Origin of the sequence: Necropsobacter rosorum (genome assembly GCF_964241405.1) — a bacterium.
Lineage (GTDB): Bacteria > Pseudomonadota > Gammaproteobacteria > Enterobacterales > Pasteurellaceae > Necropsobacter > Necropsobacter rosorum.
The window spans coordinates 74860-98291 of record NZ_CAXSXF010000002.1 but is presented as its reverse complement, the minus strand read 5'-3'; the positions used below and the strand labels follow the sequence as shown (position 1 = coordinate 98291).

Sequence of the window (23432 nt, the reverse complement as noted above, 5' to 3'; positions counted from 1 at the left end):
TTTATGCAGAATAATCAAATATATATCACTTTCGGCCTTTACCTGATTATTATTCTGGGGATCGGGATTTATGCCTATCGCTCAACCAATAATTTTGACGATTACATTCTCGGCGGACGAAAAATGGGCAGTTTTGTCACCGCCATGTCGGCGGGCGCGTCGGATATGTCAGGCTGGTTGCTGATGGGCTTACCGGGGGCGATTTTTCTTGCCGGTTTGTCGGAGGCTTGGATTGCCATTGGATTAACTATCGGGGCATATATGAATTATCGCGTGGTTGCGGGTCGGCTGCGCATATTCACCGAAAATTATGCTAATGCGCTGACCTTGCCGGAATTTTTCGCGCAACGTTTTCCGCGCCAAAAGAAAGCGCTGAAAATTATTTCTTCGGCCATTATCCTGTTTTTCTTTACCATTTATTGCGCATCCGGTGTGGTTGCCGGTGCCAAATTATTCCAAAGCCTGCTGGGGCTGGATTATTCCACCGCACTTTGGTTCGGTGCGCTGGCGACCATTATTTATACCTTTATCGGCGGTTATTTAGCGGTTTCCTGGAGTGATACCATTCAGGCAACATTAATGATCTTCGCGTTATTGCTCGCGCCGGTCATGGTGTTGCTTAATCTGAGCTGGGAAGAAATCAGCCAGGCGCTGGAAAATAAATCCGCCCTGACTCAGATCCCCTATTCCAACTGGCTGCATAACGTTTCCGGTATCGGCGTTGTTTCCGCATTAGCCTGGGGATTAGGATATTTCGGTCAGCCGCATATTCTGGCGCGCTTTATGGCGGCCGATTCCGTACAGTCTTTAGTGAAAGCCCGTCGAATCGGTATCGGCTGGATGTTTTTATGTCTGGGCGGCGCCGTTGCGGTCGGCTATTTCGGTCTCGCCTACTTTACCGCCGGTAATATTGCGCTGGATAATGCGGAATCCGTCTTTATTGAGTTGTCGAAACAGATGTTTAATCCGTGGATTGTTGGCATCGTGTTATCCGCGATTCTGGCGGCGATTATGAGTACCCTTTCCGCGCAGTTGCTGATGTGCTCCGCGGCGATTACGGAAGATTTTTATAAAGGCTTTTTCCGTAAAACGGCATCCAGTCTGGAGCTGGTCTGGGTCGGCCGGCTTATGGTATTGGTGATTGCCGTTATCGCGATGTGCATCGCACAGGATCCGAATTCTAAAGTAATGAGTCTGGTTTCTTACGCCTGGGCGGGCTTCGGCGCGGCATTCGGCCCGGTAGTGATTTTATCGCTATTCAACCGTAACATCAGTTCCAAAGCGGCGCTTTGGGGTATGCTTTCCGGTGCGCTGACAGTTGTCATCTGGAGCCCACTAATGCAATATTGGGGTTGGGACGATTTAGCCAAATTATATGAAATTATCCCGGGCTTTTTAGTCTGTTCGTTTATCACCATTACTTCCTCTGTTTTTGCGCCGGTGAATACGCAGGTTGCCGAAAAATTTGATCAGGCGCTGGCAGAATTTAACCGCAGAAGCCAGGCTTAATTGCCGGTGAATAAAATTGCACCCTAAAATCGATCGAAAAATCAACCGCACTTTAGGGTGCAAATTTTTTTATAAAGTAGTACGGCTTTTTTACCTTGGTAGTAAGATCCTACTAAACGTACTACTAGAACTCAAGGATTTAGTAATATCTCATTGGCACACATTGGGCAATAAAGCAGTTGATTTGCTTAGCTATATTTTTCATGTATCAAATCCCACCGCTTGTCTTACGCCTTACTCCGTAAAATCTCCGCCAAGTTCTCTTCCAACCAATCGACTAAATCCGCCAGTTTTGTTCCCGCTTCTTTGCCGTAGTCGGTCAGCGAATATTCCACGTGTGGCGGTACGGTATTGTAAGATTTACGATTGAGCATACCATCTTGTTCTAGCTGTTGTAGTGTTTGGGTCAGCATACGCTCGCTCACACCGTCAATCTCACGGCGGATTTCGCTAAACCGCTTTGTGCCTTTCATCAACACAATCATCACCAACACCCCCCAACGGTTAGTGAGATGTTGCAAAATCTCACGGGAAGGGCATTGAGCGGATAAAACATAACCCCGTTCTATTGAATCTGAAAATTTTGTCATTTTTATTTCCTTGTATTTCAATAAGTTAAAAAATATTTTCAAACTAACATTTTTGTAAGTACTTCTCAAAAATAAGTTATAATCTATAATACGCCACATCAGCCAGTTTGGCAAATTTAATCAACTTAATCAGAGGAAAACAAAATGAAAAAAATCGCAGTAATTGGTGCAACAGGTTATGTCGGTAGTGCAGTAGTGGCGGAGTTAGCGAGCCGTGGTCATCAAGTCACCGCATTTGCTCGTAACACCGACAAAGTAGCAAAAGCGGACAACGTGCAAGCGGTCAGTTTTGATGTGAATTCTGCAAATTTTGCCGAGCAGTTAAAAGGTTTTGATGCGGTAGTGAGTGCATTTAACCCAGGTTGGACAAATCCAAATATCGCCGAAGATTTTACCCGTGGGGCGAATGCGATTACCGAAGCAGCAAAAGCAGCACAAGTGCCGTATTTATTGATTGTGGGTGGTGCAGGTAGCTTGTATGTTGCACCAAATGTGCAATTGATTGACACAGACGCTTTCCCGAAAGAGATTTTTGCAGGGGCTAATGCGGCGCGTAATTTGCTCAACGACTTGCGTGATCGCCGTGATGTAAACTGGGCGTTTATTTCGCCACCAGCTTTATTAGGCGTAACTGGTGGTTATAGTGAAGAGCGTACAGGCGAATACCGTTTAGGCAGCGAAGAGTTGTTGATGAACGGCGAAGCCCCAGCAGGCATCAGCATAGCAGACTTAGCGATTGCTATTGCAGATGATGCGGAAAAACAGGCACATTTGTTTAAACGCTTTACTGTGGCAAGCAAATAACGAAAATAGGGATTAAAATTTAAAAATGCCGTCTGTATCTTGAAACATACAGGCGGCATTTTTGTATTCAGTAAAAGTGCGGTAATTTTGTATGGCGGATCTAAAATCCGCCATCACCATTTTTACGTAGTTATTAATAAAAGTAGAAAATTACGCTTGATTGCTTGTCATAGCTTCTAGTTGTTCTCGAGCTTCTAACCACGCCAATTCAATTTGTTCAACTTTCAGCTTAGCTTCCGTTTGTTTTGCTAATGCTTCTGTTAATTCACCTTTATTTTCTGCATTATAAATTTCACTTGAAGCCAATAAGGTTTCAAGCTCTGCCAATTGGCTTGAGGCTTTCTCTAAATCCTTTTCCAATTGGGTCATTTTTTGGCGTAAAGGGAAGGTTTGTTGGCGAAGCTCTGCGGCTAAACGTTTTTGCTCTTTATAATTTGGAGCAGTATCTTGCTTTTCTGCCACGCAAGCGGTTGAATTTTCGATAGATTTTGCAAGATCAAGGCTATGTTGCTCATTTAACCATTTTTGATAATCATCTAAATCGCCTTTGAATTCTTCAACTTGATTATTATGCACTAAATAAAATTCATTGACCGTACTACGCAATAAATGTCTATCGTGCGAAACGAGTACTAATGCTCCTTCATAATAAGTTAAAGCATCTGTTAAAGCTTGACGCATATCTAAATCTAAATGGTTAGTAGGTTCGTCCAATAAGAGTAGATTTGGACGTTGCCACACAATTAACGCTAATACTAAACGTGCTTTTTCTCCACCTGAAAATGAACCAACGTCTTGTTTGACTTTATCGCCCTTGAAATTAAAGCCACCTAAGTAATTTCGCAATTCTTGCTCCGTTTTTTCAGGGGCTAATTTTGCCAAATGCCACAATGGACTTTCGTCAAAGCGCAATGTATCTACTTGATGCTGGGCAAAATAGCCTACTTGTATATCTTTTGCTAATTGGATATGTCCACTTTGTGCAGCCAACTTGCCAGCAAGCAACTTAATTAAGGTCGATTTACCTGCACCATTTCGCCCTAACAACCCAATACGAGATCCCGGCATTAAGCTGAGTGTAACTGATTTTAAAACCGTTTTTTCTCCATAGCCTGTATCCACTTTTTCTGTCATCAATAATGGACTAGGTAAAGCCAAAGGTGGTTTAAACTCGAATTCAAAAGGTGAATCAACGTGAGCTGGGGCAATCAATTCCATTTTTTCAAGGGCTTTAATACGGCTTTGCGCTTGTTTCGCTTTGGTCGCTTTTACTCTAAATCGATCAATAAAACGCTGTAAATGGGCAATTTTTCGCTGTTGTTGCTGATAAGCCGCATTTTGTTGCGAAATTTTTATTGAACGTTGAATTTCAAATGAAGTGTAGTTACCCGTATATTCAAACAGTTTTTGATTTTCAATATGGATAACCCTATCAATGATTGGCTCTAAAAAATCTCTATCGTGCGAAATAAGCAATAAAGTTCCACGATAATTTGTTAGCCATCGTTCTAACCAAATAACCGCATCCAAATCCAAGTGGTTTGTTGGTTCGTCCAACAGCAATAAATCCGAACGGCAAATTAAGGCTTGCGCCAAATTTAACCGCATACGCCAACCGCCAGAAAAAGACTTGACTGGTAAATTAAGTTGCTCAGTTGAAAAGCTTAAACCATTTAGTAGGGTGGCTGCTCTTGCTCGAATAGTCCAAGCATCGATCGTGTCTAATTGAGCATAAATTGTCGCAATTAAATTACCATTGTTTTCAGCATTGGCTTTATCTAGCTGTGCCATTAGTGCTGAGTATTCACGATCACCTTGAATAACGTAATCTATTGCCGAAATGTCTAATGCTGGCGTTTCTTGATCAACCCAAGAAATTGCCCAACTTTTAGGAAGCGAAACTTCGCCGCCTTCAGCTTGCAATTCGCCTTTTAATAAGGAAAAAAGAGAGGATTTTCCACAACCGTTTTTGCCGACAAGCCCGACTTTTTGACCAGCGTGGATAGTTGCAGAAGTGTGTTCAAGTAAAGTATTTATATTTCGCTTTAAAATTAAATCTGTAAAAAATATCATAATATATTCCATATATCAGGGTAATCCCTGTAAAAAATTTCATCATAATTTGTACCTTTAAATGTTAGAGGTTGTTTACCTTGTTGATAAACAAACCTTGATAAGTTAATAAAATGCCAGTCTCATTTTAGCATAATTATTTAGAAGTAATGTCCATTTTTTTAGCACTAAGATATACCAAATGCCTTTTAGCCTCCCTATACAAAAAATTTTAAATTTTATTTTCATTTAAATTCAATAGGTTACGGAAAGATTTCAAATCTTACATTCTTGTAAGTACTTCCATAAAATAAGTTAAACATCTATACTACTTTCAAAACACTTACTTTTAGGAAGTAAAACAAAATGCTGTTTATCTTATTATTTATTTTTAGTTTAATTTTTATTTTCGCTATTCGCCAAAAACCACGCTTACTGCATTTCGGTACATTCCGTTTTGCTAAAACAATTACCCACAACCAACAACGTTTTTATATTGAAGAAGTTGCGTTTGAAAATCGTAAAAAAGCTGTTCACGGTTATTTCAAAATTGCACCACAATTATTAGAACGTGGAAAAATGCTTGAAAGTAAATATGATTTTTTTGATTTTAGTGTGATTGTCGTCCGATTTGAAGATTGCACGCTGAAATTAGTGCGTTGTTTAGATAATGTTCGACTAATCAAAAGTGAAACGCCAATGACCATTGCAGAATTTGAACAACAAGTCGCCGACATCACTTATCAGGAGGTTTAAGATGTTACAACAAGCCAAACAACGTATTGAAAATGCGGATTTTATTTTAATTGGTGCAGGGGCAGGTTTTTCGGCGGCGGCAGGTTTAACGTACAGCGGCGAGCGGTTTACCCAACGTTTTCAGCCATTTATCCAGCGTTACGGTATGCGAGATATGTATTCGGCGGCGTTCTATCCCTTTGAAACGGAAGAAGAAAAATAGGCATATTGGGCGGAGCATATTTGGGCGAACCGTTTTGAGCCGTCTGCATTGCCCTTGTATCAACAGCTTTTTGCTTTGGTCAAAATGATGGCGAAACAAGGGCATTTAGAACCCACAGGGCAAGCAAAAATCACCCCTGCGTTTAACTTACCGTCTGCCTACGTTTTACACACAGTCGGACCGATTATTAGCGGTGCGTTATTGGCAAAAGATTGCGAACTACTCGCCAGCTGCTACCGCTCTTGCCTTGAGCTCGCCCGGCAGCACGGCATTGAGTGTGTCGCCTTTTGTTGCATTAGTACGGGTGAATTTCGTTTCCCTAATCGAGAGGCGGCAGAAATTGCGGTGAGAACTGTCAAAGCCTTTTTATCCGATAATCCACAAATGAAAGTGGTGTTTAATGTGTTTAAAGATGTAGATTTAGAGATTTATCGGGGATTGTTGAGGTAGGTGATAAAAAGTGCGGCCAGATTTTCACGAGATTTTACGATTGCAAAAAATTCAGGAAATCCCACCGCTTGTAGGATGCGTTTGCAAACGTACCGTTTTATCGTAAGTCGTGAATGGTGCATTTACTCGCACCCTACTTTTCAGACAGCCCTATTCCCCCAAAGCCGTTTTGAGCAATGCTAAAACCGCATTGATTTTAGCCGATTGCGTGCGATGAGAGGTGACGGCATAAATCTGATATTGGGGAATTGGAGGGTTTGGAAACAGTTGAATTAGCTCGCCTTTTTGGACATATTTTGCCACTTCGCCTGACAGTTGAAAGGTTAAACCGCAACCTGATAATGCCAGCGTTCGGGCGGATGAAATTGAACTGCATTGAATCACTTTTTCAGCAGCAAAATCGCCTAATGCCAAGCTGTCAAAGGCGGTGTTAAATGAGGTTTCACTGAATTTGAACCATTTTGCTTGTGCTAAATCCGTTAGCTGACTAATCGGGTTTTGCTGCAAATAATCGGGTGAGGCATAAATGCCGAGTTGCCAAACGGTTAAAAGGCGAGCGATTAACGGGCTGTCGGGCGGCAATGCTACGGTACGAATAGCAATCTACCGCGTTTTCCATTAAATTCACCACGTTATCATCAGGCAACAAATGCAAACAAATTTGCGGATAAGGCAAATAACAGCAAAGTGCCCGAACAAAATCGTGAGCTTTTCGTACTGGAAAAAGTCGATGGCAGTTGGAAGGTTGCTCGTTATATGTTTAATAAAGTATCGTAATGATCTGAGCGTTACTTTGACAAACAACTGACTATGCACTTGATATAAAATCGTATTCTTTTTTTAACCGAACCGCTTGATAATACCTGTTATCAAGCGGTTTCTCTATGGCTTTAAGTATTATATTTTTAATTTATGCGTAACTCCTCAGAATGGAATATTATCATCCTCTATCATTTTATTTATTGCCTCTATTTGTTCTTTTGTCCATTTAACTTTAGATTTTCTTCTTTCATTCTCTTTTTCTTTTAGCAATTCTTCCATAATTTTCGGATAAACTTCCTCAGCTTTAGCAACATAGTCGGGTTGGGAGAGTAAATCTCTAGCACTAAATGGACAACGTAAATATATAGTATCTTCAAAAACTCACTTCTGTTTTTGAAATATGCGGAGATGAATCGTCATCTTTGTATTCTAAATTTACTTTAAAAACAGCACGCACGACTTGATTATCTGCAATTTTATATGCACCAAAAATAGTAAACAAGTCTAGAGGCAGACGATCAATTCGCTTAGCGATAGACTTCAAATCGCTATAAAGTGAAATAAAATTGTAGTTACTATCTACATCAGAATAAAGCGTAGCTAATCCCGTCATAAAAGTCTTAAATTCATCGTAAGACATTTTATATTAAGAGCCATAGTATTTTCCTTACTTGTTATCATCACCACACATAAATCATATTTCGTTTTCATCGTAAACCATAGTATAGAACGTGGTAAACAATGCTAAGATTTTAGACAAAATTTTGCTCCAAAAACGTTGCAAGTAACGTGAGCAGTGTTGAAAAAATATCGATATAAAATTATCGCTAAAATAATACTGTTTTAATCCCTAACCATTCACTACTTTTAGGTGATATTGTGGAACAGCCCCCTGAGAACATTCATCAATAAAATCTGCCCAAGCCTGTAAAGTCACAAATCGCTGTTTGATGTAATCCGCTCGGTTATACGCCATTCAAACCCTATCTTGATTGATATGAGAGAGAGCAACTTCAATCAGATCTTTGTCATAGCCTTGCTCGTTTAAATAAGTACTCGCAATGCTACGTAAACCATGAGCAACCAATTTACCGTGATACCCCATCCTTTTAATAGCCGCATTAGCTGTTTGCGTATTTGTATGTGTTTTGGGATTACTAAAGCTTGGAAATAAATATTCTTTACCGCCACTCAATTTCTTAATTTCACGCAGTAAGGCTAAGAGGCTTGACGAGATAAGGTAATTTATGCACGCGTCCTTTATCGTTCTCTTTGATTCCTTTTTGAATGTAAATCGTCCATATTCTTGTTGATTCGTCAATATCTTCATAGCGCGCTGTTGCGGCCTCATTTGGACGTGTCATGGTGAGAAGTTGCCATAAGATTAAATAGAGTGTCTGCAAGTGAATTTGAGCGAGATTTAACGTGTAAATAAACTCGCTAAGTATTTGTTGTTGCTGTTCTCGGTGGGCTTTAGGATCGACGCCTTTGGCTACCAATGCTACCAATGCACGATATTCTTCACGAATTGCCCGCGCCTCGGCTAATTGAATAGTCGGGAATGAACCTAAACTAATTTCTGTGCGATTTTTGGTGAACGGCTTATAGTAATTAAATCGCCATAGTTTCGCACCGGTTGATTTAATCAATAAATAAAGCCCCAATCCATCAGACAGGGTGTAATCTTTATCTTTAGGCTTGGATTTGTCGATCTCTGTATTTGTAAGAGGTTTAGTTATACGTGCCAAAATAACCGCCTTTTCTGCGTATAACTAATAAAAAAATCTAACCAGCAACAAAGCCTTAAATATCAAGCCTTCGTGAGTTTTTTTAATTATACGTGATTTGTTAATTGGTGAGCAGTATAACTAAAACTCAAGGATTTAGTAATATCTCATTGGCTCGTATTGGACAATAAAAAAGCCTTGAAGTAAGTGTTTTCAAGGCTTTATTGGTTCTTATTGGATTGCTTTGGTTTTCAATTTGGTGGAGCTGGGGGGAGTTGAACCCCCGTCCGAAATTACTCTACCTTCAGTCCTACACGTTTAGTCTGGTCTTTGATTTCATTTATCCCCTGCGGACAGACACGCGAAGAATAAACTAGCTATCTTCAATTTAGCGCTTCGATCCTATAGCTGCGGCTTCCACGCGATCTCGTTTGAATTTGACTCCTCTTGATCCCCGTCTTACGAGCGGAAGCTGGGGAGAGAAGGCGATGAGCAGGTTATTAAGCTGCTAAAGCGTATTGTTCGTCGTTTGCGACTATTTTTTTGCGGTTTATTTACGAGGCCTACCGCACCTCGACGTGCACCTTGGGCTTCGCTAATCCCGTCGAATCCAGAATCAGCCCCAAAATCGGCTTAATTCTAACAAAAATCGAATGAAATACAAAATAAATAATGTGTGATTCAAGAAAAAAGCCGGAAATACGGATTCCGGCTTGCTATTTCACAGTTAAGGATAAAAATTATTCGGATTTCACTGCATCTTTAACTTCAGCTGCTTTTTCGTCAGCTGCGTCTTTAACTTCTTCCGCTTTTTCTGCGGCGGCATCTTTCATTTCTTGTGCGCTGTCTTTCACTTCTTCCGCTTTATCTGACATTGCGTCTTTAACTTCAGAGGCTTTATCCGACATTGCATCTTTCATTTCGGCAGCTTTGTCCATCACCGCATCTTTAGCTTCTTCCGCTTTCGCTACAGTCGCGTCTTTAACATCTGCCGCAGCCTGAGAAACGGCTTCTTTAGCTTCGGATACGCTTTCTTTCGCTTGTTCAACCTGCTGAGAAGCGTCATCTTTCTTGTCGAAACAACCGGTTACTGTTAATGTCGCACCTAATACTAATGCTGCTAATAGTGATTTTTTCATCATTACTCCTATAATTGATTAAATCATCATAATGCACAAACTCGGTTTGCGCTGGTTGCTATTGTGTAACAATTTTTTTTGAAAGGGAACTTTTATTTTGCATTTTCCGGCTGAAAATCTCTGGCATCATCAGCAAAGTAATGCAAAATCAGAGATTAACTGACTGAATCTATTAAGAATAAATTTTTCTGTAAATAAAATGTTAGACTATGTAAATCTTTACCGCCACGAAAACATGTTCGATTTTTAACCGAAATATAGCTTAAACAAAGAGAATCAGACGACAAAAGCCCGTTAAACCAATGGCGTTAACGGGCTATTTTACCCACTCGGTTTGCATATAAGTCAGCCGTTCGATATCGGTAATATATTGCCCTAATGCCTGAGTTTCCGGCTTATGCACATAGGGAATCTTTCCTAATAACGGCGCATCGATTTTTGCCGTCAGCATATCGATAATTTCGGCATAATGCCCTAAACCCGGATTAATCCGATTGGCAATCCAGCCGACCAGAGGCAGCCCTGACTGCTGTATCGATTGTACGGTTAATAGCGAATGATTAATACAGCCTTCTTTTATTCCGACCACCAAAACAACCGGCATCTTTCGGCTTTTGGCCCAATCGGCAAAGGTGTAATCTTTATTTATCGGCGTCATCCAGCCAAACGCACCTTCAACCAGAACGGACTGATAAGTGCCGGTCAGACGATCCAAGTCCGCGTTAATCTTAGCGATATCAATTCGTTCGCTTTCTGCCGATAACATCGGCATGGTATGTTCAAAACTGTAACTGTTTATATCCCGATAACCGACCTCTTGGCGGGTGGATGACATCAGCGTCAGCACATCGGGATTGTTTTCTGAGCCATAATCACTTTCGGATACGCTTTGTATTTCCGTATATACCGGATCATCCTGACCGCAGGCAACAGGTTTGTAACCGACAATCTGAATACCCTCCTGCTGTAATGCCTGAATAATCGCACGGCTGGAAATGGTTTTACCGACGTTGGTATCAGTACCGGTGACAAAAAAGCTACTCATTATCCTTCCTCTTGTTATGTTATTCGGAGGGATTCTAAAGTAATTTTCAATTACAGATATTGAGCTAACACAAGATTTAATGCATTTTATCGCTGATCTTTAATTAAATGCGCCAGCAGACTGCCGTCATAAATACCTTGTTTAACGGCGGCGGTAATCACAATTGGGCTTTTCCAGTCGTATTGACTGACGATCACTTCGGATTTGCGCTGGTAAGGTTTGAGATAATCGGCCAAACGTGCGTTCAGACGCGGTAGAAAAATCTCTTTGGCCGCCAATAAACTGGTGCTGAGCATAATTTTTTTAGACGCGAACAGATTAACCAGATTCATCAGCAAATAAGCCAGCGCATCGGCGATATGAGCTAAAATATCGCGTGCCGGCTGCTCGCCCTGCTGCGCCTTTTGGCATAAAAAGTGAATTTTTTCCGCATTGTCAGGCAAACCGTTTTCAGGGTAAAACCGATCCACCAATTGATAAATCGCACGATGCGTAATTTGGTTGCAGGCCTGATAGCGAGCAAGCGCCGGTAAATCCGGATTTAATTCATCCTGCAGCTTACTCAGCGGCGGCACAATCATTCGGTCGATATTCATGCGCGACTTATCATACAAAATCCGCCCCTGCGACAGAACATTAAGATTAATGACATCGTCTAATTGCAGAAACAGGACGTTATCACAGCCGATTACGCTGCCTAATGTTCCTTCCGCCAACAGCCAGTCCTGAAAATATTCAGTCACCAGAACCGGAATATTAAAGTGCGGTTCAAATAAGGCTTTTAAATCCAGTTCCAGTTTGGTTTGTCCCAGTCGGCGTAATTTATTGGTGCTTCGATCCAGTTCACCGACCACGGCAATAGAAAAGGTGATCGGGTGATTTAATTGCGGTTTAATTTGCTGCGTAAACTGTTGCAGACAGCAAACCAATACCTGATCCAGCCGGGTTAAATCCGCGTCGGTCAGGGGATAATCCGTTTGCTGCAGTAACGAACCGTCTAATCCGTATAAAAGAATATTGAAATGATCTTCAAACAAAATGGCGCATAAGGATTGCCAGTAAAACGGCGAAACGCATAATCCCACCGCCGGACGTCCCCGACTTTCGGTATTTCGCACCGCTCTTTCGATGATTAACTTTTCTTCTATCAGCTTACGGGTTAATGCCGTAATCGTGGCCGGGGCTAAACGGGATAATTTCGATAAATCAATGCGTGAAATTTCTTCAAACTGTTCAATTAAACGGTAAATTTTGCCAAGTTGTTTTAATTTTAACGGTAATTTATCTTCTCTTCTTACCTTGGTCATAGGATGCTCGATTTAATTCATATAATAAAATTATTTCATTTATACCAGTTAGGCTTTTAAAAACAAGATTTTTACTCCAATTATGTGTACCAAGTCACAAAAACAAAAAATGAATTCATTTTGGTAAATTGACTAACTTGCGGTAAACTAAGCGCGTTTTTATTCGAAATTATTTAATCTGAGGTTGATATGACAAAAATTGCATCAATTGTTGATGTATTGCAGGGAAAAGTCGCCATTGGCGACAGTGTAACGGTGCGCGGTTGGGTGCGTACCCGGCGCGATTCCAAAGCCGGGCTTTCTTTTCTGGCTGTTTATGACGGTTCTTGCTTTGATCCGATTCAGGTTATCGTCAACAAGGATATTGCCAATTACGACAGTGAAATTCTGCGCTTAACCACCGGTTGCTCCGTGATTGTTACCGGCACCGTTGCGGCATCACCGGCACAGGGACAGGCGGTTGAACTGCAAGCCGAACATGTCGAAGTCTGCGGCTGGGTCGATGATCCGGAAACCTATCCGATGGCGGCAAAACGCCACAGTATTGAATATTTGCGCGAAGTGGCGCATCTGCGTCCGCGCACCAATATCATTGGCGCCGTAGCCCGCGTTCGTCATTGTCTGGCGCAGGCTATCCACCGTTTTTTCCACGAACAGGGCTTTTACTGGGTCGCCACGCCGTTAATCACCGCATCCGATACGGAAGGCGCCGGCGAAATGTTCCGTGTTTCCACACTGGATTTAGAAAATTTACCGCGTAATGCCCAAGGTGCGGTGGATTTTTCGCAAGATTTTTTCGGTAAAGAATCCTTTCTGACGGTATCCGGACAGCTTAATGGCGAAACCTATGCCTGCGCATTAAGCAAAATCTATACCTTCGGCCCGACCTTCCGGGCAGAAAATTCAAACACTACCCGCCATTTGGCGGAATTCTGGATGGTTGAACCGGAAGTCGCATTTGCCGATTTGAATGATAATGCGAAATTAGCGGAAGCAATGTTGAAATATGTATTCCGCGCGGTTCTGAACGAACGTCAGGATGATCTGAAATTTTTCGAAAAACATGTGGATAAGAATGTTATTTCCCGCTTGGAAAACTTTATTCATGCCGATTTCGCACAAATCGATTATACCGACGCCATTGACGTGTTATTAAAATCGGGCAAAAAATTTGAATTTCCGGTGGCTTGGGGCATTGATCTTTCCTCCGAACATGAACGCTATCTTGCGGAAGAACATTTTAAATCGCCGGTTGTGGTGAAAAATTATCCGAAAGATATTAAAGCCTTCTATATGCGTTTAAATGATGACGGTAAAACCGTGGCCGCCATGGACGTTTTAGCGCCGGGTATCGGCGAAATTATCGGCGGTTCGCAACGTGAAGAGCGTTTGGACGTGCTGGATAAACGTATGGCCGAAATGGGGCTCAATCCGCAAGATTACTGGTGGTATCGCGATCTTCGCCGTTACGGCACCGTGCCGCATTCCGGTTTTGGTCTCGGTTTCGAACGCTTAATTGTCTATGTGACCGGATTGCAGAATATCCGTGACGTCATTCCATTCCCGCGCGCACCGCGCAACGCGAATTTCTGATAAAAATATCACGGGCGGAAAATATCCGCCCGCTTTTTGTCTGTTATCCGCGCTTTACGACACTGCCAAAGTGCGGTTCAAATTTAATAAGAATTTCTATTTAACAATTCTCAGGTGAGAGGCTCGTTGCTTGTCAGCTTTCGGTTTTGCCGCGGTATCGGGCTTATCCACCGCTTCGGAAAAATCCGCAGGTTGATCGGACGTCACTGCAATATCCGCTTCAGTATAAGCCGCTTCCGGCTCAAACATGACGCCGTCACCGTTTTCACGGGCATAAATGGCCAGCGCAGCGCCCATCGGAATATAAATATCCTGCGGAATGCCGCGAAAACGCGCATTAAATTGAATAAAATCATTGGTAAGCTGTAAATTTCCGGTGGCGTTAGCCGACAAATTCAACACGATTTGACCGTCTTTGACATATTCGACCGGCACTTTGACGCCGAAATAAGTGGCATCCACCACCAAATAAGGCGTAAATTCATTGTCCACCAGCCAGTCATAATAGGCTCTCAATAAATAAGGACGTTTCGGCGACGATTGATATTCCATTGCTTAACCTGTCTTTATTTCTCATCCATTAAATTTTTCGGTGCGGATTCGCCGACCGATTGCAAAAACGAATCGCGTTGAGAAACCCGTTCGATATAAGCTTTCACCGCTTTGCTGCCGGCGCCGGTGAATTCTACGCCCAATTGCTGCATACGCCATAACAGCGGCGCAATATAGCAATCGACCAGACTGAACTCCTCGCTCATAAAATAAGCGGTTTGGTTAAAAATCGGCGCAATGGCTAAAATTTCTTCTTTTAATTGTTTTAATGCCGTCGCACGTTCCGCATCGGAACCGTTTTCCGCTTTCACTAATACCGGATACCAATCCTGTTCGATACGCATCATTAACAAACGGCTTTTACCGCGCGCCACGGGATATACCGGCATTAACGGCGGATGCGGAAAGCGCTCATCAAGATATTCCATAATAATACGGGAATTAAACAGAACAAGATCACGGTCAACCAACGTCGGTAGTGTGCCATAAGGATTTAATTCCATTAAGTCTTCCGATAATGCCTGCGGATCTACAATTTCCGTGTCATAAGCAACTCCTTTCTCTGCCAGTACGATACGCACCTGATGGCAGTAAATATCTGTTTTATCAGAAAAAAGAGTCATTATTGAACGTTTATTTGCAGCGCTTGTCATCTATTCCTCCGACGACCTTGGGTAATTCATAAAAAGGGCGTCCATTTTACCACAAACCGAATAGGGATTTCCAAGAAATCCCCCAAAAATTTTCTTTCGGCAAAAAAAATTGCAAGCCCCAAAAGGACTTGCAACTTGCGAATAGAAACGAAAAAATTAACGTTTGGAATACTGCGGGCGACGACGCGCTTTGTGTAAACCCACTTTTTTACGTTCAACACGACGAGCATCGCGGGTCACGAAACCTGCTGCGCGTAATGCCGGACGTAACGTTTCATCATATTCGATTAATGCACGAGTGATACCGTGGCGGATTGCACCCGCTTGACCTGAAATACCGCCACCTTTTACAGTGATGTAGAGGTCTAATTTATCTGTCAATTCAACCAATTCTAACGGCTGACGTACAATCATGCGTGAAGTTTCACGGCCGAAATATACATCTAATTCACGTTGGTTGATAGTGATTTTACCACTGCCCGGTTTGATAAATACACGAGCTGAAGAGCTTTTGCGGCGACCTGTGCCGTAGTTTTGATTCTCTGCCATTTTCCTAACCCCGTGATTAAATATCTAAAACTTGTGGTTGCTGTGCTGCGTGTTGGTGTTCTGCCCCCGCATACACTTTCAATTTACGGAACATTGCACGACCTAATGGGCCTTTCGGCAACATACCTTTAACCGCAATCTCAATCACTGCTTCAGGACGGCGTTGGATCATTTCTGCGAAAGTCGCTTGTTTGATACCGCCGACATAGCCTGTGTGCCAGTAGTAAATTTTATCGCTTTCTTTTTTACCGGTGACGGCAACTTTGTCCGCATTAATCACGATGATGTAATCACCGGTATCAACATGCGGCGTATATTCGGCTTTATGTTTACCACGAAGACGACGTGCTAATTCGGTGGCTAAACGACCTAACGTTTTACCTGTCGCATCCACTACATACCAGTCGCGTTTAACCGTTTCCGGTTTTGCTACAAAAGTTTTCATTAATTTAATTACCAATTAAAAATATTAATACCCAGTGTCAAAAAGACACAACCATGAATCTCAATCTTCACCCCTTCGAGTGCGATCTCGATAAAATAATGCGCGGTGGGAATCCGCCACATTCACAGGGTCGGGCGATTATACAAAAATTTACACCGAAAGCCAATAATTTATCTATAAAACAAGACAAATTTCGACCGCACTTGTTGATTTTCGACAGCCGACTCAGGGTTTACGTCCCAGCAGACAGATGACCGAGCTTGGCCCGATATGACGGTTTCCTTCGTTCATCTCGCGCTGACAGTGCTCGGCGATCAGCCAATCCAAACCGGATAACGCCTGCTGCATTGCCGGCAATGTACCCAGCATCTCGACATTACTCGGCCCGCCGGTGCCGAAACGGATCTGCTCCGGGTGATAAAACACCCCGGCAAATAAACCGCCCGGCTGCAATGCGTTTACGATGCGCTGCATAATGCGGGTGCGCTCGGGTTCCATAAAATGACAAAAGACCAAACTTATCACCGCATAATGCTGCTTGGGCATCGGCATTTGGGCAATGTCCGCCAATCTTGTGGTAAAAGGCACATGATACTGCTGCGCCAGTTTTCGTGCCTTTGCCAAGCCGACCTCGGACATATCCACGCCTTCGGTTTCCAGTCCGTGTCGAGCCAGAAATATGCCGTTGCGCCCCTCCCCCGTCGCCAGATCCAGCGCCCGCCCGCAAGCCGGCAGATAAGGGCGGATGCGGGCAATAAATTCATTCGGCTGGGTGCCGAAAATATATTCTTCGGTTTGATAGCGTTCGTCCCATTTTGTCATGACTGTCTCCTGAAAATATTGAATATGATGTAGCCGCTGAAACCGCCTGTCAGTTCAAGCCGCCCTCGCACCGGCTGAAACGCGGTGATTAACCTGACGAACGGGATAAATGTTCCGTCAGTTTTTGCACGAACTTCGGCACGACTTCACTGGCTCTGCCGTATTGTGTTTGTTTGAATTTCGAACCGACCAGACTGGGTTCCAGATTCAGTTCGACGGTTTGGCATTGATGCGGCACCGCATCCACAAATCCCGCCGCAGGATAAACGTTACCCGATGTGCCGATGGCGATAAAATAATCCGCCTTTTCAAGTGCGGTGTAAATGCTGTCCATTTCCAACGGCATTTCACCGAACCACACGATATGCGGGCGTAACGGCTGCGGCGGTTGACAGCACATACAGCGGTCCTGCTCGGTCACCGCGTTATGCCGGTCATAAATTCGTCCCGAGCGGGTACAACGCACTTTCAACAATTCACCGTGCATGTGGATAATATTTTTCGAACCGGCCCGTTCGTGCAGGTTATCCACATTTTGTGTAACCAATAACAGATTGTCGCCCAGTTGTTCTTCCAGTTTGGCCAAGGCGATATGGGCGGGATTCGGTTGCACGGCGGGATCGAACAATGCGCGGCGACGGGCGTTATAAAAACGCTGAACCAATTGCGGATCGCGCCGGAATCCCTCCGGCGTCGCAACATCTTCAATCCGATGTTGTTCCCACAATCCGTCTGATGCACGAAACGTTCGGATACCCGACTCGGCGGAAATTCCCGCGCCGGTCAGAATAACAATTTTACTCTGTTTCATCATTATTTTCCCCCAACATAGCCTCTAACACATGCCCTAACCCGCTTTGCCGTTTGGTCTGGGTGCTTACGGCATAGTCCCAGCTCAGCCGGTTGGCAAAGACGGTAATTTTCTCTTTTGCGCGGGTAATGCCGGTATACACCAGCTCTTTGGACAATACCGGATTCGGTTCCGGCGGCAAAACCAACAAGGTATGCTCAAATTCCGACCCCTGCGATTTATGCACCGTCATCACAAATGCCGGCTCATGTGCCGGAACACGGCTTGGCAGTTCGCTGTGGCCGTTTTCAAACCAAAAGCGCCCTTTGGCTTCGCCGTTTTTATCCAGCGTCACCAGATATAACCCGATATCGCCGTTAAACAGCCCCACATTGGCATCATTCTGCGTGATCAGAATCGGTTTGCCCACATACCATTCCCGGCTGTGATTAAAACTCAGCCAGCCTTTTTGCCGCAGCCCCTCGGCAATATAGTGATTTAGCATTTCGCTGCCGAATTCGCCGACCCGAAGTGCGGTCAGATAACGCACTTTATTAAACAGCCGGAAAATGTAAGCCAAACGTTCGGCGCTCAGCGTTTGCCACTCTAAGGCCATCTGTCTAATTTCGCGTAAATATTCGGCATAATTTTGCACCGCACTTTGTACGATTTCCGCCGTGCAGGTTTTGTAATACGCGGCAAGAGGACGTTGCGGCGAACGCTCTGTTAACAAATCATCGAAATCAATCAGTTCAATTTGCCGCGCTGTATTTGTGACAACATCACAATATTCAGCAAATAACGCCCAGCTGCGCGCCGCCTGCGCTTGGTTTACGGCCTCGGCCAAATAGCTGATATAAGGTTTAGTGCCGAAACGACGACTGACGACCAGATTGCACAGACAATCGCGAATCGGGTTTCCTGCGCCGGCGGCGCTAAGATGTTGTCCGGCAGTTTGCGCTAAATATTGCGTCAGCGCCGCGCTGTATCCCTGCCCGATAAATTTACCCAATTCGCCCAGAATGGCGCCCGCCTCCACCGAGGCCAGCTGATCCTTATCGCCGAGTAAAATCAATCTGGTTTGCGGTGTCAACGCTTGCAGCAGTTTCGCCATTAAGGATAAATCGATCATGGACGCTTCATCCACCACTAATACATCAATCGGCAACGGATGCTGGCTATGGTAACGCGGTTTCTCGCTGAACGGACGCACGCCCAGTAAGCGGTGTATGGTTTCCGCCTGCTGCGGTATGGATGCCAGCAATGCCGGTTCGGGCGTCACGGAGACAAATTGAGGTAGCTGCCGCAGCGATTGCCCGATACTCTCGGTCAGGCGGGCGGCGGCTTTGCCTGTCGGAGCGGCCAGTTTAATGCGCAGCCGGTAGTGGTTCAGTTCCTGTAAGGCCAGCAATATCCGCGAAACCGTGGTGGTTTTTCCGGTGCCGGGGCCACCGGTAATCAGGCAAAACGGCTGGCGCAGCGCAACGGCAACCGCAATTTTCTGCCAGTTCGGTGTGTCGTCTTTTTCCGGCGGGAAATAGCGGGCTAAAATGCGTGTCATTTCCGAACTGTCGAAGGGCCTTTCAGCGCGATTTTTCACCGCACTTGCCAGATATTGCGCAACACGGTATTCATCCTGCCAGATACGGTAAAAATATAAGGCGTTATATTGAAACACCAGCGGCGCGTGTTTTTCTGTCGGATGATGGCTGAATGCGATATGTTCCGCCAACGCATTCTGCCAGCGGCTGACGGGCAGCTGATCGATTTTTTGTCGTATCTGACCGAGAAAATGGCGCTCGCCGTAAGGCAGGGAAAACAGATTGTGGTTAAGGCTGTCGTCCAGCAGCAAACAGGTATGCCCCTGCTGATAATTGAAATTGCATAACGCCGCCAGCAACACGGCCAGATTCTGTAGCGCCGGCGGATACGCAAAGGGTTGCTGTTTATCGGCAATGAACCGGGCGAAATAATAATCGCCCGCACTAATTAAGGCTTTCTGTTTTAATTGGTGTAGAAGCGCCAGCATTAAAATAATGTCTCCAATTCCTCGATTAAACGCCGATCCGGTTTATCGAAATATACGCCGGTGGCGTCTTTACCGTTCATTCCGCGCAGAAAAGTATAAATTACCCCGCCGAAATGCCGCGTGTAATCATAATCCGCCTTGCGTTGTCCGAGATAACGGTGTAGCGCCACGCTGTAAAGCAGATACTGCCAGTCGTAATGATGGGTCAGCATTGCCTGCTGTAAATTTTCCGCGCCGTAATACTGCGCGCCGGCGCCCAGCCAGTTTGATTTATAATCCATCAAATAATATTTGCCGTCATGCCGGAACACCAGATCAATAAAACCGCGCAGCATGCCTTTAATGCGATTGAAAATTAACGGCTGATAAGGCAAATGGTGATATTGCTTTAATGCCCGGTTAAAGGCGCCGACATTAAAATCATGCGTTAATTTCAGATAAAACGGCATTTCTTTTACACGCTCGCGGCGGTCAATTTTCGCCAGATTTAGCGCCTGCCCCTCTATTGGCAACGGCGTATGCACAATTGCGCTCAGCCACTGCCGCAACGGTGCAAGCCAAGGTTCATCCAGTTGTAAATTGCGGCACAATTTAGCCAGCTGCTCATCACCGGGCGGCTGGCTGAACTCCGCATTTTCCAGATAACGGTGCAACTCCGTTCCCACCCGAGCGCCGTGCGGAAAGGTAAAAGGCGAATAGCCCGGCGGATAATCGTCCGCGATATGCGGCGGATCTTCGCGTTGCAGCGTTTCCATCGTATCTTCCGGCACAAGCGGCGTAAAATCATAATCTCTGGCCGAATCAAAAACCGGCAAAATTTCCACCGCACTTTGCATCGTATTATCCTGCTCGCGCCGCGTGCTGAGATAATCGTGTTTCTGCGCCATATCACTGAAGCTGGTTACCTGCCAGTTATATTCGATGTGTCCGCTAAACTCGGCGGCTGACAACGCTTCGCTTTCCGCCGGCTGCGTTAATGGATCGCCGGCGACCAGCGTTGTGGCATCCTGTAGCAAAATGTTGTGCGCGCCGACTTTCTGCTGCAACCGTTCGATAAGCGCCTGTGCCTGATACTGCGGTGTTTTAAAGGTTAAGTGCTGACCGATTTTGCCTTCGCTCAGGGCATACAGCAAACTGTTCCATTTGCCTTCAAAATCGGCCGGCAGCGCCATTACCACCTGATATTTGGCGCGGGTCAGCGCCACATACAGCAGGCGCATTTCTTCCGCCAGATTTTCTTTAATCACCGCATCCCGATGTCGGCCTTCCAAATCCCATAATACCTGCTGCCGTGATGGACAATAATAAGTGTGGATAGCCTGTGGGTCGGCTCTTTTGGTGCTTTCTTTTGCCGGCATGGCGACAAAAGGCAACCAGACCAAATCATAGGCCAGCCCTTTGGATTTATGAATGGTAACGATTTTCACCAACTCTCGCTCGCTTTCCAGACGAATAATCTCCTGCAAGCGTTCCGTGCCCTGAATCTGTTTCTCAAACCAACGCAGCAACGCCGCTTCGGTCTCGTTCAAACGGCTTGCCTGCTGCAATAATTCCGCCAAATGCAGAAAATCCGTCACAATCCGCTCGCCGCCCGCACTGGCCAATAAGCGTTCGCTGAAGCGGCGGTCAAGCAGGATTTTATGCAGCATCACCAACACGCCCTGTTTATGCCATATCTGCCGGTAAGCCACAAACTGCTCCACAGTATTTTCCCACTGGGTTTCATCTTGTCTGAGGTGATAAATTTCAGCACTGGTTAAACCGAACAGCCCGGTGGCGACGGCGTTTAACACCGCCCGTTCGTTTAACGGATTTAAACAGGCCGTCAGAATCAACGCCATATCCCGCGCCGTCGGGCTGTCGAAAACATTGCTTTTATCGGACAAATACACCGACGCCACGCCCAATTGCTGTAACGCATTTTTCACCAGCTCCGCTTCATAGCGGTTTTTCACCAGCACCGCGATATTTTTCGCCAGCAACGGGCGATCTTCAATAACGGCTTGATTTTGCACCGCACTTTGCAGCCAGTGCCAGACCGACACCGCACAGGCGCGGGCAAGCGCCGCATGATCACCGTGCTGGGTAACATACACTCTTAACGCCGGTTCGACGGCGCCGTTTAACTGAAAAGGCGCCGTTGCCCTGCCCGCTTTCACCGGTAAAAAACGAATATTGTCAAATAAAAACGGTGGTGCCGCTGAAAAATCGAATATGCCGTTGACACAATCGATCAGATTCTGTCCCGAACGCCAGTTATATTCCAACGTAAAACGGCTGTTCGCCTGCCGGGCGGCGGCCAAATAAGTGAAAATATCGGCGCCGCGGAATTTATAAATGGACTGTTTGGGATCGCCAATCATAATAAAGCCGGTATGCGGCGGCTGATCCTGAATATAGACGCGGGAGAAGATTTGATATTGCTGCGCATCCGTATCCTGAAATTCGTCGATCATCGCAAAAGGATACTGATAACGGACAAGCTGCGCCAGTTCCCCGCCCTGCGGAACGCAGAGCGCATCGCGCACCAACCGCAGTAAATCGTCAAAACCTTTCTGGTTATGATGCAGTTTATAATCGATCAGTTTTTGCCGCACATCGCGCAGGCAATGATATAAAATAATCGCACTGTTCAGCGCGGCGCAAGGCATAGCCTGTTCGGCAAGTTGCTGTACCTGCTGAAACAGCGGATGAGATAATGTTCCGCCGTTTTTCAGCCCAGCGTCAATCACCGCTTGGGTAAAATATTTAGTCAGTTTTTCCGGCAAATCGATTTCCGCCGGATTTTCCGCCCAGCGGCGAATATCGCGCAAACGTGAACGCAGATAATCGTCCCGATACCCTTTAATACGCGCTTTATTGTCTTCCAGCAAATGACGGACGGTCTCCTCCTGCGCCAGCCATTGCCGTTTAAACTGTTCGATACCGGCCAGCTGCGGAGCTAAATGTTCGGCGAAAAATGTCGCCAACGGTATTTGCAGTAAATCCGGCCGACTGATTTCCGCCGTCAGTGCATCCCCGGTCATATAAGTGCGGATCTTTTTGATTAAATTATCCGGTGAACCGAATTGCTGTCGGATAAATTCGGTGATATTCACCGGCTGCGGATAAAATTGTTCGCGCCAGAATGTATTGACCATACGCTGCAGCAGCTCGCTTTCATCGGTAACCAAGTCCAGATTAAAATGAATCCCCGAATTGAATGCGTACTGCATTAAAATGCGGCGGCAAAAACCGTGAATGGTATAAACCGCCGCCAAATCCATATTCTGTTCCGCCAGTGTCAGACGGTGAATTGCCGCCTCAATATCGTCAATATGATCGATCAGATCCGATAAAAAATCATCGTCGAAAATGCCTTTATCCTGTGTTTCCCGATAGCGTATAAACTGCTGTCTGGCCTGATGAATCCGCGCTCGGATACGCTCGCGCAACTCCTCTGTCGCCATGTCGGTAAAGGTTACCACCAGAATCTGTTCGACACTCAGCGGGCGGGCAAAATTATTCTCCCCCGCTTGCAGCAGCAAACGCAGATACAACGAGGCCATAGTATGAGTTTTTCCGGTGCCGGCGGAGGCTTCAATCAGGCTAACGCGGTTAAGCGGAACGGTAACAGGATTCAGCGGTTCGGATTGATTCATAATTTATCACTATTG

General features: G+C 45.0%; 21 protein-coding genes, 1 other RNA gene and 1 pseudogene. 6 read left to right on the top strand and 17 right to left on the bottom strand.

Annotation, left to right across the window (positions count from 1 at the left end):
* Window positions 1-3 precede the first annotated feature (3 nt).
* Entirely contained in the window at window positions 4-1509 is a 1506-nt protein-coding gene (putP, locus tag ACESOH_RS04505) for a sodium/proline symporter PutP (RefSeq protein ID WP_373099993.1), read from the top strand.
* Window positions 1510-1736: 227 nt separating this feature from the next.
* On the opposite strand, the gene ACESOH_RS04500 is transcribed toward putP, so the two are convergent.
* A complete protein-coding gene (locus ACESOH_RS04500; RefSeq protein ID WP_373099991.1) occupies window positions 1737-2099 on the bottom strand; it encodes a winged helix-turn-helix transcriptional regulator in 363 nt (120 codons plus the stop codon).
* A 144-nt stretch (window positions 2100-2243) separates the two neighbouring features.
* On the opposite strand from ACESOH_RS04500, the gene ACESOH_RS04495 reads away from it, so the two are divergent.
* Window positions 2244-2903 (top strand): NAD(P)-dependent oxidoreductase, encoded by a 660-nt coding sequence (locus ACESOH_RS04495; protein ID WP_373099989.1) that lies wholly within the window; start codon window positions 2244-2246, stop codon window positions 2901-2903.
* A gap of 150 nt (window positions 2904-3053) precedes the next feature.
* On the opposite strand, the gene ACESOH_RS04490 is transcribed toward ACESOH_RS04495, so the two are convergent.
* A complete protein-coding gene (locus ACESOH_RS04490) occupies window positions 3054-4976 on the bottom strand; it encodes an ABC transporter ATP-binding protein (RefSeq protein ID WP_373100420.1) in 1923 nt (640 codons plus the stop codon).
* A 345-nt stretch (window positions 4977-5321) separates the two neighbouring features.
* Here ACESOH_RS04490 and ACESOH_RS04485 point away from each other — a divergent pair, with 345 nt between their 5' ends.
* From ACESOH_RS04485 to ACESOH_RS04475, 3 genes are read left to right on the top strand one after another with little or no spacing between them, the layout of a single operon-like run.
* Window positions 5322-5711, top strand: coding sequence for a hypothetical protein (locus ACESOH_RS04485; protein ID WP_373099987.1), 390 nt, complete (start codon window positions 5322-5324; stop codon window positions 5709-5711).
* Between the two features lies 1 nt (window position 5712).
* Window positions 5713-5913 (top strand): hypothetical protein, encoded by a 201-nt coding sequence (locus ACESOH_RS04480; protein WP_373099985.1) that lies wholly within the window; start codon window positions 5713-5715, stop codon window positions 5911-5913.
* Between the two features lie 54 nt (window positions 5914-5967).
* Window positions 5968-6363: a macro domain-containing protein gene (locus tag ACESOH_RS04475; protein ID WP_373099983.1), complete on the top strand. Its 396-nt coding sequence runs from the start codon at window positions 5968-5970 to the stop codon at window positions 6361-6363.
* Window positions 6364-6513: 150 nt separating this feature from the next.
* On the opposite strand, the gene ACESOH_RS04470 is transcribed toward ACESOH_RS04475, so the two are convergent.
* The 7 genes and pseudogenes from ACESOH_RS04470 to ACESOH_RS04440 form a co-directional block, all read right to left on the bottom strand.
* Window positions 6514-6960: a LysR substrate-binding domain-containing protein gene (locus tag ACESOH_RS04470; protein WP_373100419.1), complete on the bottom strand. Its 447-nt coding sequence runs from the start codon at window positions 6958-6960 to the stop codon at window positions 6514-6516.
* A gap of 538 nt (window positions 6961-7498) precedes the next feature.
* Complete coding sequence (locus ACESOH_RS04465; protein WP_373099981.1) at window positions 7499-7765, bottom strand: hypothetical protein; 267 nt, start codon at window positions 7763-7765, stop codon at window positions 7499-7501.
* 210 nt (window positions 7766-7975) lie between these two features.
* Window positions 7976-8873 (bottom strand): annotated as a pseudogene (locus ACESOH_RS04460) (integrase arm-type DNA-binding domain-containing protein).
* A gap of 236 nt (window positions 8874-9109) precedes the next feature.
* Window positions 9110-9476, bottom strand: a transfer-messenger RNA (tmRNA) gene (gene ssrA, locus ACESOH_RS04455).
* A 116-nt stretch (window positions 9477-9592) separates the two neighbouring features.
* A complete protein-coding gene (locus ACESOH_RS04450; RefSeq protein WP_032092669.1) occupies window positions 9593-9991 on the bottom strand; it encodes a hypothetical protein in 399 nt (132 codons plus the stop codon).
* A gap of 316 nt (window positions 9992-10307) precedes the next feature.
* A complete protein-coding gene (gene bioD / locus ACESOH_RS04445; RefSeq protein ID WP_032092668.1) occupies window positions 10308-11036 on the bottom strand; it encodes a dethiobiotin synthase in 729 nt (242 codons plus the stop codon).
* A gap of 86 nt (window positions 11037-11122) precedes the next feature.
* Window positions 11123-12343 (bottom strand): ROK family protein, encoded by a 1221-nt coding sequence (locus tag ACESOH_RS04440; RefSeq protein ID WP_373099979.1) that lies wholly within the window; start codon window positions 12341-12343, stop codon window positions 11123-11125.
* Between the two features lie 189 nt (window positions 12344-12532).
* Between ACESOH_RS04440 and asnS the strand changes: the two genes are divergently transcribed.
* Window positions 12533-13936 carry an asparagine--tRNA ligase gene (asnS, locus tag ACESOH_RS04435; protein WP_373099977.1) on the top strand — a complete coding sequence of 468 codons (1404 nt, stop codon included), beginning with the start codon at window positions 12533-12535 and terminating at the stop codon, window positions 13934-13936.
* 96 nt (window positions 13937-14032) lie between these two features.
* Here the strand turns inward: asnS and ACESOH_RS04430 are convergent, their stop codons facing one another.
* From ACESOH_RS04430 to recB, 8 genes are all read right to left on the bottom strand, one after another.
* Window positions 14033-14488 carry a ClpXP protease specificity-enhancing factor gene (locus tag ACESOH_RS04430; protein ID WP_032092665.1) on the bottom strand — a complete coding sequence of 152 codons (456 nt, stop codon included), beginning with the start codon at window positions 14486-14488 and terminating at the stop codon, window positions 14033-14035.
* Between the two features lie 14 nt (window positions 14489-14502).
* Window positions 14503-15141, bottom strand: coding sequence for a stringent starvation protein SspA (sspA, locus tag ACESOH_RS04425; protein ID WP_032092664.1), 639 nt, complete (start codon window positions 15139-15141; stop codon window positions 14503-14505).
* 156 nt (window positions 15142-15297) lie between these two features.
* On the bottom strand, window positions 15298-15690 hold the full coding sequence (gene rpsI, locus ACESOH_RS04420; RefSeq protein WP_017806615.1) for a 30S ribosomal protein S9: 393 nt from the start codon (window positions 15688-15690) through the stop codon (window positions 15298-15300).
* 16 nt (window positions 15691-15706) lie between these two features.
* On the bottom strand, window positions 15707-16135 hold the full coding sequence (rplM, locus tag ACESOH_RS04415; protein ID WP_032092663.1) for a 50S ribosomal protein L13: 429 nt from the start codon (window positions 16133-16135) through the stop codon (window positions 15707-15709).
* A gap of 225 nt (window positions 16136-16360) precedes the next feature.
* On the bottom strand, window positions 16361-16957 hold the full coding sequence (locus tag ACESOH_RS04410; protein ID WP_373099975.1) for a class I SAM-dependent methyltransferase: 597 nt from the start codon (window positions 16955-16957) through the stop codon (window positions 16361-16363).
* Between the two features lie 88 nt (window positions 16958-17045).
* Window positions 17046-17771, bottom strand: coding sequence for a Sir2 family NAD+-dependent deacetylase (gene cobB, locus ACESOH_RS04405; RefSeq protein ID WP_373099973.1), 726 nt, complete (start codon window positions 17769-17771; stop codon window positions 17046-17048).
* Window positions 17755-19776 carry an exodeoxyribonuclease V subunit alpha gene (gene recD / locus ACESOH_RS04400; protein WP_373099971.1) on the bottom strand — a complete coding sequence of 674 codons (2022 nt, stop codon included), beginning with the start codon at window positions 19774-19776 and terminating at the stop codon, window positions 17755-17757. The genes cobB and recD overlap by 17 nt, the downstream gene beginning before the upstream one ends.
* Window positions 19776-23417: an exodeoxyribonuclease V subunit beta gene (gene recB, locus ACESOH_RS04395; RefSeq protein ID WP_373099969.1), complete on the bottom strand. Its 3642-nt coding sequence runs from the start codon at window positions 23415-23417 to the stop codon at window positions 19776-19778. The genes recD and recB overlap by 1 nt, the downstream gene beginning before the upstream one ends.
* Between the last annotated feature and the right edge of the window lie 15 nt (window positions 23418-23432).

Bases quoted from the DNA above. Each gene is read 5' to 3' on its own strand.
- putP (WP_373099993.1), top strand. From the start codon at position 4: ATGCAGAATAATCAAATATATATCACTTTCGGCCTTTACCTGATTATT.
- ACESOH_RS04500 (WP_373099991.1), bottom strand. From the start codon at position 2,099: ATGACAAAATTTTCAGATTCAATAGAACGGGGTTATGTTTTATCCGCT.
- ACESOH_RS04495 (WP_373099989.1), top strand. From the start codon at position 2,244: ATGAAAAAAATCGCAGTAATTGGTGCAACAGGTTATGTCGGTAGTGCA.
- ACESOH_RS04490 (WP_373100420.1), bottom strand. From the start codon at position 4,976: ATGATATTTTTTACAGATTTAATTTTAAAGCGAAATATAAATACTTTA.
- ACESOH_RS04485 (WP_373099987.1), top strand. From the start codon at position 5,322: ATGCTGTTTATCTTATTATTTATTTTTAGTTTAATTTTTATTTTCGCT.
- ACESOH_RS04480 (WP_373099985.1), top strand. From the start codon at position 5,713: ATGTTACAACAAGCCAAACAACGTATTGAAAATGCGGATTTTATTTTA.
- ACESOH_RS04465 (WP_373099981.1), bottom strand. From the start codon at position 7,765: ATGTCTTACGATGAATTTAAGACTTTTATGACGGGATTAGCTACGCTT.
- ACESOH_RS04450 (WP_032092669.1), bottom strand. From the start codon at position 9,991: ATGAAAAAATCACTATTAGCAGCATTAGTATTAGGTGCGACATTAACA.
- bioD (WP_032092668.1), bottom strand. From the start codon at position 11,036: ATGAGTAGCTTTTTTGTCACCGGTACTGATACCAACGTCGGTAAAACC.
- ACESOH_RS04440 (WP_373099979.1), bottom strand. From the start codon at position 12,343: ATGACCAAGGTAAGAAGAGAAGATAAATTACCGTTAAAATTAAAACAA.
- asnS (WP_373099977.1), top strand. From the start codon at position 12,533: ATGACAAAAATTGCATCAATTGTTGATGTATTGCAGGGAAAAGTCGCC.
- ACESOH_RS04430 (WP_032092665.1), bottom strand. From the start codon at position 14,488: ATGGAATATCAATCGTCGCCGAAACGTCCTTATTTATTGAGAGCCTAT.
- sspA (WP_032092664.1), bottom strand. From the start codon at position 15,141: ATGACAAGCGCTGCAAATAAACGTTCAATAATGACTCTTTTTTCTGAT.
- rpsI (WP_017806615.1), bottom strand. From the start codon at position 15,690: ATGGCAGAGAATCAAAACTACGGCACAGGTCGCCGCAAAAGCTCTTCA.
- rplM (WP_032092663.1), bottom strand. From the start codon at position 16,135: ATGAAAACTTTTGTAGCAAAACCGGAAACGGTTAAACGCGACTGGTAT.
- ACESOH_RS04410 (WP_373099975.1), bottom strand. From the start codon at position 16,957: ATGACAAAATGGGACGAACGCTATCAAACCGAAGAATATATTTTCGGC.
- cobB (WP_373099973.1), bottom strand. From the start codon at position 17,771: ATGATGAAACAGAGTAAAATTGTTATTCTGACCGGCGCGGGAATTTCC.
- recD (WP_373099971.1), bottom strand. From the start codon at position 19,776: ATGCTGGCGCTTCTACACCAATTAAAACAGAAAGCCTTAATTAGTGCG.
- recB (WP_373099969.1), bottom strand. From the start codon at position 23,417: ATGAATCAATCCGAACCGCTGAATCCTGTTACCGTTCCGCTTAACCGC.